This is a genomic window from Agrobacterium vaccinii (assembly GCF_021310995.1).
Taxonomy (GTDB): Bacteria; Pseudomonadota; Alphaproteobacteria; order Rhizobiales; family Rhizobiaceae; genus Agrobacterium; species Agrobacterium vaccinii.
On sequence record NZ_CP054150.1, the window covers coordinates 1,655,356 to 1,671,261 of the forward strand.

General features: G+C 58.1%; 16 protein-coding genes. 4 read left to right on the top strand and 12 right to left on the bottom strand.

Annotated elements, in window-relative coordinates:
• Window positions 1–36: 36 nt before the first annotated feature.
• The 6 genes from HRR99_RS08305 to HRR99_RS08330 form a co-directional block, all read right to left on the bottom strand.
• The gene (locus tag HRR99_RS08305) at window positions 37–669 is read right to left on the bottom strand and encodes a LysE family translocator (protein ID WP_233121127.1); all 633 of its coding nucleotides are present in this window, start codon (window positions 667–669) and stop codon (window positions 37–39) included.
• Window positions 670–750: 81 nt separating this feature from the next.
• The gene (locus tag HRR99_RS08310) at window positions 751–1,266 is read right to left on the bottom strand and encodes a GNAT family N-acetyltransferase (protein ID WP_233121129.1); all 516 of its coding nucleotides are present in this window, start codon (window positions 1,264–1,266) and stop codon (window positions 751–753) included.
• A gap of 73 nt (window positions 1,267–1,339) precedes the next feature.
• Window positions 1,340–1,576, bottom strand: coding sequence for a DUF1127 domain-containing protein (locus HRR99_RS08315; RefSeq protein WP_233121131.1), 237 nt, complete (start codon window positions 1,574–1,576; stop codon window positions 1,340–1,342).
• 393 nt (window positions 1,577–1,969) lie between these two features.
• Complete coding sequence (gene murI, locus HRR99_RS08320; RefSeq protein ID WP_233121132.1) at window positions 1,970–2,791, bottom strand: glutamate racemase; 822 nt, start codon at window positions 2,789–2,791, stop codon at window positions 1,970–1,972.
• On the bottom strand, window positions 2,772–3,602 hold the full coding sequence (locus HRR99_RS08325; RefSeq protein ID WP_045230362.1) for an RNA methyltransferase: 831 nt from the start codon (window positions 3,600–3,602) through the stop codon (window positions 2,772–2,774). The genes murI and HRR99_RS08325 overlap by 20 nt, the downstream gene beginning before the upstream one ends.
• Before the next feature lie 76 nt (window positions 3,603–3,678).
• Entirely contained in the window at window positions 3,679–4,209 is a 531-nt protein-coding gene (locus tag HRR99_RS08330) for a hypothetical protein (protein WP_233121134.1), read from the bottom strand.
• 213 nt (window positions 4,210–4,422) lie between these two features.
• On the opposite strand from HRR99_RS08330, the gene HRR99_RS08335 reads away from it, so the two are divergent.
• Together HRR99_RS08335 and HRR99_RS08340 are read left to right on the top strand one after the other, a co-directional pair.
• Complete coding sequence (locus HRR99_RS08335) at window positions 4,423–5,637, top strand: NADP-dependent isocitrate dehydrogenase (RefSeq protein ID WP_112500010.1); 1,215 nt, start codon at window positions 4,423–4,425, stop codon at window positions 5,635–5,637.
• Window positions 5,638–5,770: 133 nt separating this feature from the next.
• Window positions 5,771–6,400: a glutathione S-transferase family protein gene (locus HRR99_RS08340; protein ID WP_233121136.1), complete on the top strand. Its 630-nt coding sequence runs from the start codon at window positions 5,771–5,773 to the stop codon at window positions 6,398–6,400.
• Window positions 6,401–6,712: 312 nt separating this feature from the next.
• On the opposite strand, the gene alaS is transcribed toward HRR99_RS08340, so the two are convergent.
• Together alaS and recA are read right to left on the bottom strand one after the other, a co-directional pair.
• Window positions 6,713–9,376, bottom strand: coding sequence for an alanine--tRNA ligase (alaS, locus tag HRR99_RS08345; protein ID WP_233121137.1), 2,664 nt, complete (start codon window positions 9,374–9,376; stop codon window positions 6,713–6,715).
• A 191-nt stretch (window positions 9,377–9,567) separates the two neighbouring features.
• Window positions 9,568–10,656 (bottom strand): recombinase RecA, encoded by a 1,089-nt coding sequence (recA, locus tag HRR99_RS08350; protein ID WP_111838196.1) that lies wholly within the window; start codon window positions 10,654–10,656, stop codon window positions 9,568–9,570.
• 247 nt (window positions 10,657–10,903) lie between these two features.
• On the opposite strand from recA, the gene HRR99_RS08355 reads away from it, so the two are divergent.
• Both HRR99_RS08355 and HRR99_RS08360 read left to right on the top strand, forming a co-directional pair.
• Complete coding sequence (locus HRR99_RS08355; protein ID WP_233121138.1) at window positions 10,904–11,842, top strand: carbohydrate kinase family protein; 939 nt, start codon at window positions 10,904–10,906, stop codon at window positions 11,840–11,842.
• A 32-nt stretch (window positions 11,843–11,874) separates the two neighbouring features.
• Window positions 11,875–12,798 (top strand): pseudouridine-5'-phosphate glycosidase, encoded by a 924-nt coding sequence (locus HRR99_RS08360; RefSeq protein WP_233121139.1) that lies wholly within the window; start codon window positions 11,875–11,877, stop codon window positions 12,796–12,798.
• 56 nt (window positions 12,799–12,854) lie between these two features.
• Here the strand turns inward: HRR99_RS08360 and HRR99_RS08365 are convergent, their stop codons facing one another.
• From HRR99_RS08365 to HRR99_RS08380, 4 genes are all read right to left on the bottom strand, one after another.
• Window positions 12,855–13,679 carry a class I SAM-dependent methyltransferase gene (locus tag HRR99_RS08365; RefSeq protein WP_233121140.1) on the bottom strand — a complete coding sequence of 275 codons (825 nt, stop codon included), beginning with the start codon at window positions 13,677–13,679 and terminating at the stop codon, window positions 12,855–12,857.
• 76 nt (window positions 13,680–13,755) lie between these two features.
• Complete coding sequence (locus HRR99_RS08370) at window positions 13,756–14,022, bottom strand: usg protein (protein ID WP_111838193.1); 267 nt, start codon at window positions 14,020–14,022, stop codon at window positions 13,756–13,758.
• 162 nt (window positions 14,023–14,184) lie between these two features.
• Window positions 14,185–15,015 (bottom strand): ABC transporter permease, encoded by an 831-nt coding sequence (locus tag HRR99_RS08375; RefSeq protein ID WP_233121141.1) that lies wholly within the window; start codon window positions 15,013–15,015, stop codon window positions 14,185–14,187.
• Window positions 15,012–15,812, bottom strand: a complete 801-nt coding sequence (locus HRR99_RS08380; RefSeq protein ID WP_233121142.1) for an ABC transporter permease — start codon at window positions 15,810–15,812, stop codon at window positions 15,012–15,014. Before HRR99_RS08380 ends, HRR99_RS08375 begins: the two co-directional genes overlap by 4 nt.
• Between the last annotated feature and the right edge of the window lie 94 nt (window positions 15,813–15,906).

The following is a 15,906-nucleotide window of genomic DNA, read 5'->3' on the forward strand; positions in this document are numbered from 1 at the left end:
TTATCCAATCGGGTGCCGCACGAGATTGCGGCGTTCTTAACCGGCGGCGCGCTTCCAACCCATGGTCAGCAGGCCAGCCCCGATCAGCAGGCTTCCACCTGTACGGTTGACGATGCGCTGGACTTTTGGCTTGCGAATGGAATTGCGGGCCGCACTTGCCAGCAATCCATAAAGAGCCGCATTGCAGGTGGCAAGCACAAGGAACGTGACCTCGAAGATCATCACCTGCGGCCAGAACGGCAGCGATGGCGTCAGAAACTGCGGCAGGAATGCCACGAAGAAGATGATGCTTTTCGGGTTCAGAGCCGTGACAATATAAGTATGCAGGAAGATTTTAAGCGGACGCTCTTTGCCGGTCGCCGCTTCTTGCGCGCCCTCACCGCTGACCGGCGCACGCCACAGCCTGATGCCGAGATAAATCAGATAAGCGGCACCCACCCATTTCAGAACGGTAAACAGCGCAGCAGATGTCGCCAGCAGCGCACCCAGCCCCAGCATGGATGCCGTCATCGCCGTAAAATCCCCCAGCGCCACGCCCGCCACAGTCGCGGAACTGGCTTTGCGACCGTGACCAAGCGCATAGGAAATAACGAGCAAGATCGTCGGCCCGGGAATGGCGAGCATGACAGCGGATGCGGCCACGAAGGCCAACCAGTTTTCAATCGGCATGATGATGTCCCCTTGTGATGATAATGCGGAGCAAGCCACCAAGTCGAAAGCATGTCAATCGATGCGGTCGACCTTAGGCCGTCACTGCCCGGTGGGCGGGTTGAGAACCACCGCCATCAGCACTTCATCATAATAGGTTGGCCCGATTTTCAACGCGCGCCGTTCAAACCCATACTGCTCGAAACCCATTTTGATATACAGTTTATGGGCAGCAATATTCGACGCGCCAACAATGATGGTGACCTCTTCAACGAGCGGCCTGGCATAGTCCAGTGCGTGTTTGATGAGGGCAGCCCCAATGCCCGAGCCGCGCGTCTGCGGTCGCACATACATGCCCCAGATCGCGCCTTTATGTCTGGTCTTCAAAGCCGTCGAAATGCGAAGGCCAACGGCACCCACCAAAGTATTCGTGTCGGTGCAACGAGCGCCAAAAACGTTTCCTTCTTCAAGGCGTTGAGCGAAATCATCGACTGACAACACGGCCTCATCTTCAAACGAAGCACCGAAGGCTTCCGGATGAGCAGCCAAGCCTTCCAGACGAAGGTCACGATAAGCCTCTGCGTCAATGGTCGACAATTTTTCTATGGAAGTCTGCATGGCTTATCTCAAGATTTCAGCTGCATCACAATAAACCTCCCCGGCAGAATGACTGCCGAGGAGGCCACCACCCTCAAAAGCGTGGGGTCCAAGGTGGTAACAATGGTATTTCAAACCGATATTTGCTGACAGGAAGACCGATGTCACGCAACATGTGGTCAGACAGATGCGAGACATACACCTTCTTCTGCCGATGCTGCCAGGCAACCACCAGTACGGCTTTGAACGTCGTCCAGACACCGAAATGCCTGAACAGATCATCAACTTCTTTCGAAACATCATTTACACGTAAAGATTGTTCATGAGACATAGGAAATCCGCCCCGGCGCACTGTGGCGACCAGGTCCTTTCGTGATGGGAAAAGACGTGCGGGGACCAACAGACGCAGATAGACTCTGCGACGACTAAACGGGGACCGACACGTTATGAGACAAGTTAAAAATGCCTATAAAGGCTATAGGAACGGCTTTAAATCGCTGTTCCACGTCGCACTGATGGCACCATATAGGCGGTATGAACCGCTGCCATAAGTCGAACCACGCCAAAAAGGCCGTGCAAATTAAATGTGTTCATTTGTAGCCTCCTTGTTTGAGTTGCGGGCTTGAATTTTGTGACATGGCTTCGATTCGATTTCAAGCCACTCAATCCCGAATTGCATCAAAGAGCAAAAATCAGTGCAAAAATGTCACAGATGAGCAGTCCGCTACCCGGCGACACGGAGGCCGAAGCCCTGCATCAGTCTGCGGGTCGTGAAATCCGGTTGACCGGAGGTGAAAATGGCAACGTCGAAACCGTCGGGATGCTCCGCGCTCTCCACCAACGGCACTTTGCGCCGTGCCTGCCGTGCAATGGCTTCCGCCGGGTCCAGCCAGTCCACAGGCCATGGCGCCAGTCTTCGGAAGACATTGGCCATGAAAGGATAGTGCGTGCAGGCCAGAACGACGATATCGGTGCGCCTTCCGCTGTCCTCGATGAAACATGGCGCTATTTCCGCTGTCACCTCGTCATCGGAAATCGCCTCCCCCCGTATCCACGCTTCCGCCATGCGCGCCAGGTTTTCAGACCCCACCAGACGAACATGACATTGCGAAGCGAAAGACTGGATGAGATCGCGCGTGTAGGCGCGCTTGACGGTGCCGGGCGTGGCCAGAACCGAGACAAGACCGGAACGGGTCCGTTCCGCCGCCGGTTTGATCGCCGGAACGGTACCAACGAAGGTCATTTCGGGAAACTCTGCCCGCAGCGCCACACCTGCCAGCGTGAAAGCCGTGTTGCAGGCAACAATGCAGATTTCAGGGTCGTGAGTCTCGATCAATTGCTTAAGCAGCGACAAAAGCCGCTCGGTCAAAGCGCTCTCTTCCCAGCCGCCATAGGGAAAACCGGCATCATCGGCCACATAGACAAAGCTACGCTCGGGCATCAGCACCCTCGCCTCACGCAGGACAGTCAGTCCGCCAATGCCACTGTCGAGGACCAGCACCGGCTTGAGTGGTATCTCGCTGGGATCACGCGTTATCGATGTCATCCTGTGCATTGCTCCCGTCAGCATAAGGGCCATTGCTGCCGCGTGGTGTTTGGCGGCCATATTTGTCGAAGGTGCCGAACACCCCGCGCAGCACGCTGATTTCCTGCGAGCTCAGCGCGCGCCTCGACAAGACAGCCCGCAGATTTTCGATCATCCGCTGCTTCTTGCCTTCGGGGCGGAAATAGCCTCGCGCATCCAGCGCTTCTTCCAGCTGCTCGAACAGCCCGTAAAGCTGCTCCTTCGTCGCCTGTTTCTGCTCCAGCGGCACGAACAGCGTCTGGCTCAGGTCTTCCATGCCGGAATTCATCCACTCATAGGACATCAGCAGCACGGCCTGCGCAATGTTGAGCGATGCGAAGGCGGGATTGACCGGGAAGGTCACGATCTCATCGGCCAGCGCCACCTCTTCATTGGTCAGGCCCCAGCGCTCGCGCCCGAAGAGGATGCCGGTTTTTTCGCCTGACGTAAATTTCTGGCGCAATGTCTGTGCGGCAACCACGGGCGCACGCACCGGCTTGAAGCCGTAACGTTCTCGCGCCGTCGTGGCATAGGTGAATTGCAGGTCGGCGGTCGCTTCCTCGATCGTATCGAAAACACGCGTGTGGTCGATGACGTGATCGGCCTTGGAGGCCGCGGCGCGCGCCTTCTCGCTCGGCCAGCCATCGCGCGGGTTGACGAGGCGCAACTCGGCCAGGCCAAAATTGGCCATGGCCCGCGCCACCATGCCGATGTTTTCGCCCAGCTGGGGCTCGACCAGAATGATCGCCGGACCCTCAGCCACAAGCTCGAGCTCGCTATTCGTACCTGCCATATTCGCCTTCCGATTTTTCGGCTTCACTGGCACAGTTTTTGCGACAAATCAAAGGCACAGCACAGGCATGCGCTGCTTATTCGCCCTTGATGATGTTGGCCATCTCCTGAAGCAGGGAATCGCGGCCATCGTCGCCCACGCGGTGGATATCGTTGATGACGGGCTTGCCATCCTCTTCCACGACGTCGAAATTTACCTGATCGACGCTTGCCTTCATCTCCGCCTCATCCATGCAGGCCCAGAGCTTGAACTTCACGGTGACATCGCTCACGCCATCTTTCGGCGGTGCTGCGGTAATCGCGACATCCTGCAAAGGGCAACCATCCTGCGAATTCGTCACGACGTCGTAGCCGAACGGATCACCCTTATCGCCGCTCTCGACTTCGGATGCAGGCTTCTTGGAGGCCTCGCGGTACTGCTTGATGAATTCCTTGCTGAATAGCGTGCTCAGCAAATCCTCGTCGAAGATGTATTTCCAGTCATCCGCCTCGCCGGACCAGTTCTTGACGGTGATGTCCATCACCTTCTTGACCGGCTCCGTGGGGTCTGCCGCAAAGGCGTTGCAGGAAAAGAGAATGGTGACAGAGGCGAGCAGAAGTTTCCGCATGATGATGTCCTGGTAGCAAGCTTACCCTACGTAAGCGATTCGCCAGACTTTAGTAGCCCAATGTATTTTGGCAATGTGTCCCAGTATGTTTTAGCAAGTCCAAAAAAGAACGTGCATGGCTTTGCCTTCGGCGCTCGCGATGCTATAGCGCCACGGGATATTTTTTGCATATCGCGCCCTCCCGGCGCAATCGTTCTCGAAGGTGAGGAATTCATGACAAAGATCAAGGTAGCCAATCCGGTCGTCGATCTCGACGGCGACGAAATGACCCGTATCATCTGGCAGCTCATCAAGGACAAGCTGATCCTGCCATACCTCGATCTCGATATCGAATATTACGATCTTTCCGTTGAAAACCGCGATGCTACCAACGACCAGGTAACGGTCGATGCGGCCCACGCCATCAAGAAGCACGGCGTTGGCATCAAGTGCGCGACGATCACTCCAGACGAAGATCGCGTCAAGGAATTCAACCTCAAGCAGATGTGGAAGAGCCCGAACGGCACGATCCGCAACATTCTCGGCGGCGTTATTTTCCGCGAGCCGATCATCTGCAAGAACGTACCGCGCCTCGTGCCAGGCTGGACGAAGCCGATCGTTGTCGGTCGTCACGCTTTCGGCGACCAGTACAAGGCAACCGATTTCAAGTTCCCCGGCAAGGGCAAGCTGTCCATCAAGTTCGTTGGTGAAGACGGTCAGGTCATCGAAAAGGACGTGTTCGACGCGCCCGGCGCTGGCGTTGCAATGGCCATGTACAACCTGGATGAGTCGATCCGCGAATTCGCCCGCGCATCCATGAACTATGGCCTGATGCGCAAGTGGCCGGTTTACCTGTCCACCAAGAACACCATCCTCAAGGCCTATGACGGTCGCTTCAAGGATCTGTTCGAAGAAATCTACCAGACGGAATTCAAGGCGAAGTTCGACGAAGTCGGCATCACCTATGAGCACCGCCTGATCGACGACATGGTTGCGTCCGCTCTCAAGTGGTCCGGCGGTTACGTTTGGGCCTGCAAGAACTACGACGGCGACGTGCAGTCGGACACGGTTGCGCAGGGCTTCGGCTCGCTCGGCCTGATGACTTCAGTTCTTCTGTCGCCCGATGGCCGCACGGTGGAAGCCGAAGCCGCCCACGGCACGGTGACACGTCACTACCGCCAGCATCAGAAGGGTCAGGAAACCTCGACCAACTCCATCGCATCGATCTTCGCCTGGAGCCGGGGCCTCGCTCACCGCGCCAAGCTGGACGACAATGCCGAACTGGCACGCTTCGCCTCCACGCTGGAAACCGTTTGCGTCGACACCGTCGAAGCCGGTTACATGACCAAGGATCTGGCACTGCTCATCGGCCCGGATCAGCCTTGGCTCTCCACAACGGCGTTCCTCGACAAGATCGACGAAAACCTCAAGAAGGCAATGGCTGCCTGATCGGCAACATTCATGACTGACCACGAGAACCCGGCCTTAGCGCCGGGTTTTCTTTTGGCCGGATGGCCTCTGTCTTGATTACGTCGCAGACGCAATGCAATTTCGAAATCAGAAAACAAGAGGGAGAGAGATCATGAGTGAACTGACATTCTACACCAACCCGATGTCGCGTGGACGCATCGTGCGCTGGATGCTGGAGGAAGTGGGCGCGCCCTATGAAACGCAATATCTCGGCTACGACAGCGACGGCATGAAGTCGGCAGCCTACAAGGCTATCAATCCTATGGGCAAAGTGCCGGCCATCAAACACGGCGACACAGTGGTGACGGAATGCGCCGCCATTTGCGCCTACCTTGCGGACGCATTTCCGCAAGCCAATCTCGCCCCAGCCATCACGGATCGCGGCACCTATTATCGCTGGTTTTTCTATGCCGCTGGCCCGCTCGAAATGGCTGTGACCACCAAAGCCATGGGCTTTGAAATCGGCCCCGACAAGCAGCGCATGGCAGGCTGTGGCGCCTATTCCGATGTCATGGACACGCTGGAGCACGCACTCAACGCCAACCGTTATGTTGCGGGAGACCAATTTACGGCTGCCGATGTCTACATCGGCTCACAAATCAACTGGGGCCTGCGTTTCGGCTCCATCGAAAAGCGCCAGCGCTTCGTGGATTACCTCGCGGATCTGCAAGACCGCTCGGCCTATAAGCGCGCATGGCAAATGGATGACGATGCGGTAAAGGCGCAACAGGCGGCGGGTTAAGTCACCACGATCGGGAGGGCTGCAAGACCTTGGTGATGACGACCTAAGTCGATCCTTATCCATCGTCACCCTCGGGCTTGCGCCAACGACTGTCCGACGAAACGCTTCTTCTTTCCGTCACCCCGGACTTGATCCGGGGTCCAGTAGACGCGCGTCTGCGCGGCTAAAAGAGTTCTTTCAGACCAAGGACCTGGTCTGACTGGATTCCGGCTCAAGGCCGGAATGACGGATGGAGGTGTGATGCTGGCTCACCTCCATCGTCATTTCGGCACTTTGGATAACATGAAGTGCTTTCGCAGCACTCCCATCAACTCACCCAGCCAAAGCAGCCGCAACCGCTTCAATCGCCGCATCAGCCTTGTCCCCATCCGGGCCACCGGCCTGCGCCATGTCGGGGCGTCCGCCGCCGCCCTTGCCGCCGAGAGCGGCGGATGCGGTGCGAACGAGATCGACCGCACTGAAGCGGGCCGTCAGGTCTTCGGTCATGGCAGCAACGGCGCTGGCCTTGCCATCGTCAGAGACGGCAATCAGCAAAACGACGCCGGAGCCAAGGCTGGCCTTGGCTTCGTCAGCAAGGCTCTTGAGGTCCTTTGCATCGATACCGGACATGGATCGGGCGAGGAACTTCACACCGCCGATGTCTTTCACATCGCCAGCAGAACCTTCCGCAGAACCGCCACCCATGGCCAGCTTGCGGCGGGCGTCTGCCAGTTCACGCTCCAGCTTTTTGCGCTCATCGACAAGGCTTTCGACGCGGCCTAGCACCTCAGAGGGCTGAACTTTCAGCGATGATGCCAGCGCCTTGACGCGTTCATCCTGCTCAGCCAGATAGGCCAGAGCCCCCGCGCCCGTCACCGCCTCGATACGGCGCACACCTGCGCTCACGGCGCTGTCGCCAAGAACGCGCACGAGACCGATCTGGCCTGTCGCTGCAACATGCGTGCCGCCGCAAAGTTCGACAGAGTACGGACGATTGGCTTTGGCACCGTGAATGCCGGTTCCCATGGACACAACGCGAACCTCATCGCCGTATTTCTCTCCGAAAAGCGCCATGGCACCTTCCGCAATCGCATCGTCCACGCTCATCAGGCGGGTAACGACGGGAGAGTTCTGCAGGATGATTTCGTTTGCCATATCCTCGACGATCTTCAGTTCCTCAGCCGACATGGGCTTTGGATGGGACACGTCGAAACGCAGGCGCTCTGGCGCGACCAGAGAGCCCTTCTGGGCAACATGGGTGCCAAGGACTTCGCGCAGAGCTTCGTGCAACAGGTGCGTGGCGGAGTGGTTGGCGCGCAGACGCGAACGGCGATCGTGATCCACCGTCAACTGCACCTCATCACCGACCTTGACGCCACCCTTTGCCACGCTACCGACATGCACGAAAAGGCCTTCGCCCTTCTTGTGCGTATCGGTGACCGTAAACGTGCCCTCATCAGACACGATGATGCCCGTATCGCCCATCTGGCCACCGGATTCGCCGTAAAATGGGGTTTGATTGACGACGATCTGCACGCTCTCGCCTTCAGACGCCGCATCTACGGCTTTGCCATCCCTGACGATCGCCTGAACGATGCCTTCTGCCGTTTCAGTGTCGTAGCCCAGAAACTCGGTTGCGCCGTGCTTTTCCTTGAGCTCGAACCAGACGGTCTCCGTTGCCTTGTCGCCAGAGCCGGTCCAGTGCGAGCGGGCCTCGGCCTTCTGGCGCTCCATCGCGTCGGTAAAGCCAGCAACGTCAACGCCGATTTCGCGGGCGCGCAACGCGTCCTGCGTCAAATCGAGCGGGAAACCATAGGTGTCGTGAAGCTTGAAGGCGGTTTCGCCATCCAGCATATCGCCCTTGTGGAGCGTGGATGTCGCATCCGACAGCAGCGTCAGACCACGGGCCAGCGTCTTGCGGAAACGGGTTTCTTCCAGCTTCAGCGTTTCGGATATTAGTGCTTCGGCACGCACCAGTTCAGGATAGGCGCGGCCCATCTGCTGGATGAGGGCGGGCAGCAGCTTCCAGATCAGCGGCTCGCGCGAACCCAGCAATTCGGCATGGCGCATGGCGCGGCGCATGATGCGGCGCAGAACGTAGCCGCGGCCTTCATTGGATGGCAGAACGCCGTCGGCAATCAGGAAGGCTGTGGAGCGCAGGTGGTCGGCAATGATGCGATGGCTCGCGCGGTTTTCGCCTTCCGCAGGAACACCGGTCGCTTCAACGGAAGCGGAGATCAGCGCGCGGAACAGGTCGGTGTCGTAATTGTCATGCTTGCCCTGAAGCAGAGCGGAGATACGCTCGAGACCCATGCCGGTATCGATGGACGGGCGCGGGAGATCGATGCGTTGTTCCTTCGTCACCTGCTCATACTGCATGAAGACGAGGTTCCAGATTTCGATGAACCGGTCACCATCTTCATCGGCAGAACCGGGAGGGCCGCCCCAGATGTGATCGCCGTGGTCATAAAAGATTTCGGAGCAAGGGCCGCAAGGACCGGTATCGCCCATGGCCCAGAAATTGTCGCTTGTCGGGATGCGAATGATGCGGTCGTCGGAGAAACCGGCAATCTTCTTCCACAGGTTAAAGGCTTCGTCGTCGGTGTGGTAGACCGTCACCAGCAGGCGGTTCTTGTCGATGCCGAATTCTCCGGTGATCAGGTTCCATGCATGGCTGATCGCCTCTTCCTTGAAGTAATCGCCGAAGGAAAAGTTGCCGAGCATTTCGAAGAAGGTGTGGTGACGGGCGGTGTAGCCGACATTGTCGAGGTCGTTATGCTTGCCACCGGCACGCACGCACTTCTGCGACGAGGCGGCTGTGGAATAGGGGCGGCTTTCCAGTCCGGTGAAAACATTCTTGAACTGCACCATGCCCGCATTGGTGAACATCAATGTCGGGTCATTGCGCGGCACCAGCGGGCTGGATGGCACGATCTCGTGGCCGTTCTTCTTGAAGTAGTCGAGGAAGGTCGACCGGATTTCATTTACACCGCTCATCAGAAGTCCTTCATTTCCACGCGATCCCGCGGCTATAGCATAAAAAACACTGGCTTTTATCGTCCGCCACCCTGCCTGTCCAGCCAAAGAGGGCGGGGTTACAGCACAAATAAAGGCCGCGCGACACAATCGCACGACCTTTGATCTTCAAATGCTCGAATATATCAAGACCTCAACCCCGTGAGGTCTGATCATGCGTCGGGATCGACCCCATCCGCATCCGCTTCAGGTCCACCATTCTGGAGGAACTTCTCGGCGATCAATCCGGCGTTCTGGCGCAGCGCCAGTTCGATTTCTTCGGCCACGGCAGGATTTTCCTTGAGGAACGTTTTCGCGTTTTCACGCCCCTGCCCCAGACGCTGGCTCTTATAGGAGAACCAGGCACCGGCCTTTTCGACCAGACCAGCTTTCACGCCCAGATCCACCAGTTCGCCGGTCTTGGAAACGCCTTCGCCATACATGATGTCGAATTCGACCTGCTTGAAGGGAGGCGCCATCTTGTTTTTGACGACCTTGACGCGCGTCTGGTTGCCGACCACTTCTTCGCGATCCTTGACGGCGCCGATGCGGCGAATGTCGAGACGAACGGAAGCGTAGAACTTCAGCGCGTTGCCGCCTGTCGTCACTTCCGGAGAACCGTAGGAGATGCCGATCTTCATACGGATCTGGTTGATGAAGATCACCATGGTCTTCGATTTGGAGATCGAAGCCGTCAGCTTGCGCAGCGCCTGGCTCATCAGACGGGCCTGAAGACCCGGAAGGCTATCACCCATTTCGCCTTCGATTTCCGCACGTGGCGTCAGCGCCGCAACTGAGTCGACGACCAGAACGTCAACGGCACCCGAACGCACCAGCGTATCTGTGATTTCAAGCGCCTGTTCACCCGTATCCGGCTGGGAGATCAGCAGATTATGCAGATCGACGCCGAGCTTGCGGGCATAGACCGGGTCAAGCGCATGTTCGGCATCCACGAAGGCGCAAATGCCGCCCTTCTTCTGGGCCTCTGCAATGGTCTGCAACGCCAGTGTCGTCTTACCGGAGCTTTCCGGCCCGTAAATTTCCACGATACGGCCCTTAGGCAAACCGCCAATACCGAGCGCAACATCGAGGCTAAGTGAACCGGTTGAAATGGTCTCGACCTCGACGATACTTTCATTGGAACCGAGCTTCATGATCGATCCCTTACCGAACGCACGTTCGATCTGGGAAAGCGCCGCTTCCAGTGCCTTGCTTTTATCCACTGCTTTGTCCTCTACAAGACGCAAAGAATTTTGTGCCATCTGGAAACCACCTTTAGATTATTGAAGCCGCACAGGCAATGAAGCTCTCTGTGGGGATTTTGTACTTTATTTGTTCTCATTCCACAAGGCGCGATCATCATATTGAAAACAAATATGGATAAGTCCTTTGTTCCACTTTTGTTTTTCTTTTTTGTCTGTGGAAAAAGAGGCACTTAAAATAGGGTTGGAATGACCCGTCCGGCACGAATCGACCTACCTCCGGCCTATCGAAACAGGAAATTTGGCAGTGAAAAAAATACTCGTTCTGGGCGGTGCGCACATAGACCGGCGAGGCATGATCGAGACCGAAACGACCATGGGTGCCAGCAACCCCGGCGCATGGATGGAAGAGGCAGGCGGCGGCGGTTTCAATGCGGCGCGCAATCTCTCGCGCCTCGGCTTTCAGGTCAGGCTGATCGCACCACGCGGGGGCGATGCGAATGGCGCGGCCGTGGCGACGGCAGCCCACGATGCAGGCGTCGAGGACACGCCGTTTACCTTTCTCGACCGGCGCACGCCGAGCTACACCGCCATTCTGGAGCGTGACGGTAACCTCGTCATCGCCATTGCCGATATGGAGCTCTACCGCCTGTTCACACCGCGCCGCCTGCGGGTGCGCGCCGTTCGCGAAGCGATCATGGGCTGCGATGTCATCCTGTGCGACGCCAATCTGCCAGAGGACACGCTGAGCGCCATCGGCGTCGCTGCGAGGGTTTGCGGCAAGCATTTGGCCGCCATCGCCATCTCTCCGGCAAAGGTCGTCAGGCTTAAGGCGGCATTACCTGATATCGACATGCTGTTCATGAACGAAGCCGAAGCGCGGGCACTGACCGGCCAGACCGTCGAGGATGCCAGCGATTGGCCGCGTCATCTCGCAGCGCTTGGCCTGCGCGGTGGTGTCATCACCAGCGGAGCGCGGCAGGTCGTTGCATTTTCCGAGCGCGAAACCGCTATTCTGCGCCCGCCCTTGATCGAGGCCGTGCGGGACGTGACCGGTGCAGGCGATGCCATGGCATCGGGCTATCTGGCCGCGACACTGCGCAAAGAGCCTCCATCGCAGGCGCTTCGCTGGGGTGCGGCGGCTGCCGCCATCACCGTACAGTCACCTAGCGCCACGGCGCATGAATTGAACCCGCAAACGCTGGACGCCATGCTGGCTCTTGTGCCGCCAGCCGAAATGGTGTGAACAGACCCCTGAAATAAATCCGGAAACCTATGATGACAAAGCCCCTGCCCTCACTGCTGCCTATCGCTTATTCGCAAGAAGTCGCCGCCGCCAAGCAGCGCGGCGCGCCCATCGTCGCGCTCGAATCCACCATCATCACCCACGGCATGCCCTACCCCGGCAACATCCAGATGGCGGAAAGCGTCGAGCAGATCATCCGCGATCAGGGCGCCGTGCCAGCAACCATCGCCGTCATTCATGGCACCTTGCATATCGGTCTGGAGAAGCATGAGCTGGAAGCCTTGGCCCAGACCAAGGACGCGATGAAGGTTTCGCGCGCGGATATCGCCTTTGCGATTGCCGAGCGCCGCACGGGCGCCACCACCGTTGCCGCCACCATGATTGCCGCTGAACATGCTGGCATCAAGGTTTTCGCCACGGGCGGAATTGGCGGCGTGCATCGCGGAGCCGAGGAAAGCTTCGATATTTCTGCAGACCTTACCGAACTGGCCAGAACCGCCGTGATCGTGGTTTGCGCGGGCGCAAAAGCCATTCTCGATATTCCTAAGACACTCGAAGTGCTCGAAACCAACGGCGTGCCGGTCGTGACCTTCGGATCGACGGAATTTCCGGCATTCTGGTCCCGCGCGTCGGGCATCCAGAGCCCGCTGTCGCTCAACAGCCCGGCGGCGATTGCCAATTTCCAGTCTACGCGCGAACAGCTGGGTATCGATGGCGGCATGCTGATCGCCAACCCAGTGCCGGAAGAAGACGAAATCTCCCGCGAGGAGATGGAGGTCTATATCACCCGCGCACTGTCCCATGCCGAGGAAGATGAGGTCGCCGGCAAGGCGGTCACGCCATATCTGTTGTCGAAGATTTTCGAGATCACCGAGGGTCGCAGCCTCGATACGAATATTGCCTTGGTGCGCAACAATGCACGCCTTGCGGCTGAGATCGCGGTGGCGCTGGTTTAAGGCGTCACCCATTTCATGGATATGTTTAAAGGCGCACCCGTCAGGTGCGCCTTTTTTTATCCCTTGAACTTCGCAATCACCAGATGGCCCGGCGTCGGGTGGCCATCCTGCATGCGCACGTTGATGTCGGTCACCTCGACGACCTCGAACCCGGTGGCGGTCAAGCGTTCACGGACATAGGTTTCCGCGTGGGCGAAGCGCTGGTGCGGGCCGACCATGAAGGGGCGACCAGCCAGAACGTCGTCGGCCAGGGTTTCCGATGAGAAGATGAGCAGGCCACCCTCGACCATGTTTTCCGCCGCGCCGAAGAAAATCGGTTCCAGCGCGCCAAGATAGGGCAGCACGTCGGTTGCCGTGATCAGGTCGAAAGCGTCGTCGTCATTGTCTTCCAAGAAGTCCTCGACTTCGGCGACATAGAGCGTCTCGTAGATGTCCTTCTCATGGGCGATCTCGACCATGTTTTCGGACAGGTCCATGCCGGTGATGTCATCGACCATGTCGCGCAGGGCTTCACCCGTCAGACCCGTGCCGCAGCCCAGGTCCAGCATGCGCTTGAAGGGCCCGAGCTCCAGTGCTTGCAGGCGCTGGCGCACGATCATCGGCACGGCATAGCCGAGTTGCTCGACGAGAATATCCTCGAAGGCTTCGGCCTGCTGGTCGAACAGGGTCTCGACATAGGCGTCCGGCGCCTTGGGCGGTGTCTCGCCGCGACCCATGGACGCGATACGCACGGCAGCGCCACCGTGATCTTCCGGGTCGATGGCGAGGACGTCTTCGTACGCCTTCACGGCCGCGTCGATATCGCCAGCCTTTTCCAGCGCAAGGGCGCGGTTATAGGCCTCGGCAAGAGCTTCTTCGTCGATCTTCTGGTTGTTCGTCACAGTGCGCATCCCGGCTTGATGTCAGGTTTTGACGCCTGCTTAGTCTCCAAAGCCGGATGGTGCAATATGTGTTTCGTCAGTGAAGAATGAACTCGCCCTTCAGCGAACGCCATTCCTGCGCGGAAATCAGCTGACGATGAATGTAGCGCACGGAGTGCAGCGGACCATCCAGCTTTTCCTGCCAGAATTTCAGAAAACCGTGCATTTCGGGAAAATCGGGTGCGAGATCGTAGTTCTGCCAAAGATAGGTTTGCAGGACGACCGGATGATCCGGCATTCGGTAGAGAATTTCGGCAGTGGTCAGGCCGTAGCCTTTCAGCATCATTTCCATGTCTTTGTTCATGGTGGCTGCTCCCGTTCTTGTTGGTCGCCGATACCATCTGGTATCGATGACCATGGGAACATGACATGGTTAACCGAACCTTGCCAATTGGCCGATCTGTCACAAAATAGTTATATATTTCAGATCGTTAGCATTCACTCGCAGTGAGTGCTGCCAGCGAGTTCATCGCGCAAGGTGGCGGGTCAGCCGCGCCTCGATCCGTGCCCAGGTGTGGCGCAGTATTTCGACCATAGAGAGGTAGAAAATCGCCGCCCAGAGATAGGTCTGGTAATCGAACGTGCGGGAGAAGGCATAGCGCGTCTGCCCCATCAGATCGAAGACCGTGACAATGGACACGACCGCCGATCCCTTGATCATCAGAATGATCTCGTTGCCGTATGGACGGAGCGCCACGATCAAGGCTTGCGGAAGCACGATCTTCCAGAAGGTCACGAGCTTGGAAATGCCCAGCGACTTGGCGCCCTCATGCTGCCCCTTCGGCACGCTCTGGATCGCACCGCGCAGGATTTCCGCCTGATAGGCTGCGGTGTTGAGCGTCAGCGAAAGCAGTCCGCAATACCAGGCCTCGCGGAAGAACCACCAGAGATGGACGGATTCCAGTTCCGGGCGAAAACTGCCAAGGCCATAGTAGATCAGGAAGAGCTGCGCCAGAAGCGGCGTGCTGCGGAAGACATAAACGTAGACAAAGGCCAGCGACCCGATGATGCGGTTGCGCGACATGCGGGCGAAGGCCAGCGGCAGCGACAACAACGCGCCAAGAATGATCGATGTGCCGACTAGCGTGATCGTCGTCAACAGACCGTCGAGATAGCGCGGCCCGTAGCGGGTGAACTTGTCCGGGTCCCAATCCGAGACGACGCTGTAAAGCAGGCCCAGTGCCAGAAGCAGCCACAGGCCTGTCACGGTAACGCCGACGATTTTGGCGGTCGACAGCGGCCTTGCGATGGCCGGAGGTGCCGGGCGTGCCGGTATCAACTGATCCACATGGCTCATCGGCTTGCCTCCGAGCGGCGGGCCCAACGGTCGATGAAGCCGAGGCCGAAGGATGAGATGAGCGCAAGGAAAAGATAAAGAAGGCAGGCGATGCCGTAGAAAAAGAAGGCTTCCTTGCTGACACGCGCGGCAATGCCGGTCTGTCGCAGGATGTCGGACAGGCCGATGATCGAGACGTAGGACGTGTCTTTCAGCAGAATCATCCACAGGTTCGTCATGCCGGGCAGCGCGATACGCACAAGTTGCGGAATGATGATCAGTACCATGGTGCGGCTGCGCGAAAGGCCCAGCGCGTCACCCGCTTCGAACTGCCCCTTGGGAATGGCGCGGAAAGCCGATAGCAGCACTTCCGACGCATAGGACGAGAACACCACGGACAGCGCCACCATGCCCGCAACGAACGCGTTGATCTCTATGGGGCCGGAAATGCCGATATAGCTGCCCGCCGATTGCAGCAGCATCTGGATGCCGTAATAGACGATGAAGAGCGTCAGCAACTCCGGCAGGCCACGAAAGATGGTGGTGTAGATACCAGCCGCCAGTCGCAGCGACTTTTCCTGCGATTGCGCCGCCAGCGCAATGAGAAAACCGACGGTGAGACCGATCGGCAAAGTCGCCAGCGCCACCGAAATGGTGATCTTGACGCCGAAGGCAATTTCGTCGCCCCAGCCATCGCCGCAGGCCAGCAGGGTTCCATTGCCGAAAAGAGAGAAGATGCCAACCGGCCCACAGAAGGGATCGAAGAGATACGTCAGATAGGTCCAGAACGAACCTATGGCGGAAAGTGCTCCGCTCATGCCAATTTCCCCTGCGGACTTTGCCGCGCGTTTCGTATTATTTTAGTCTTCTGTTCTCAAACAAAAATGGCGGAAGGGCAAGCCTTCCGCCACA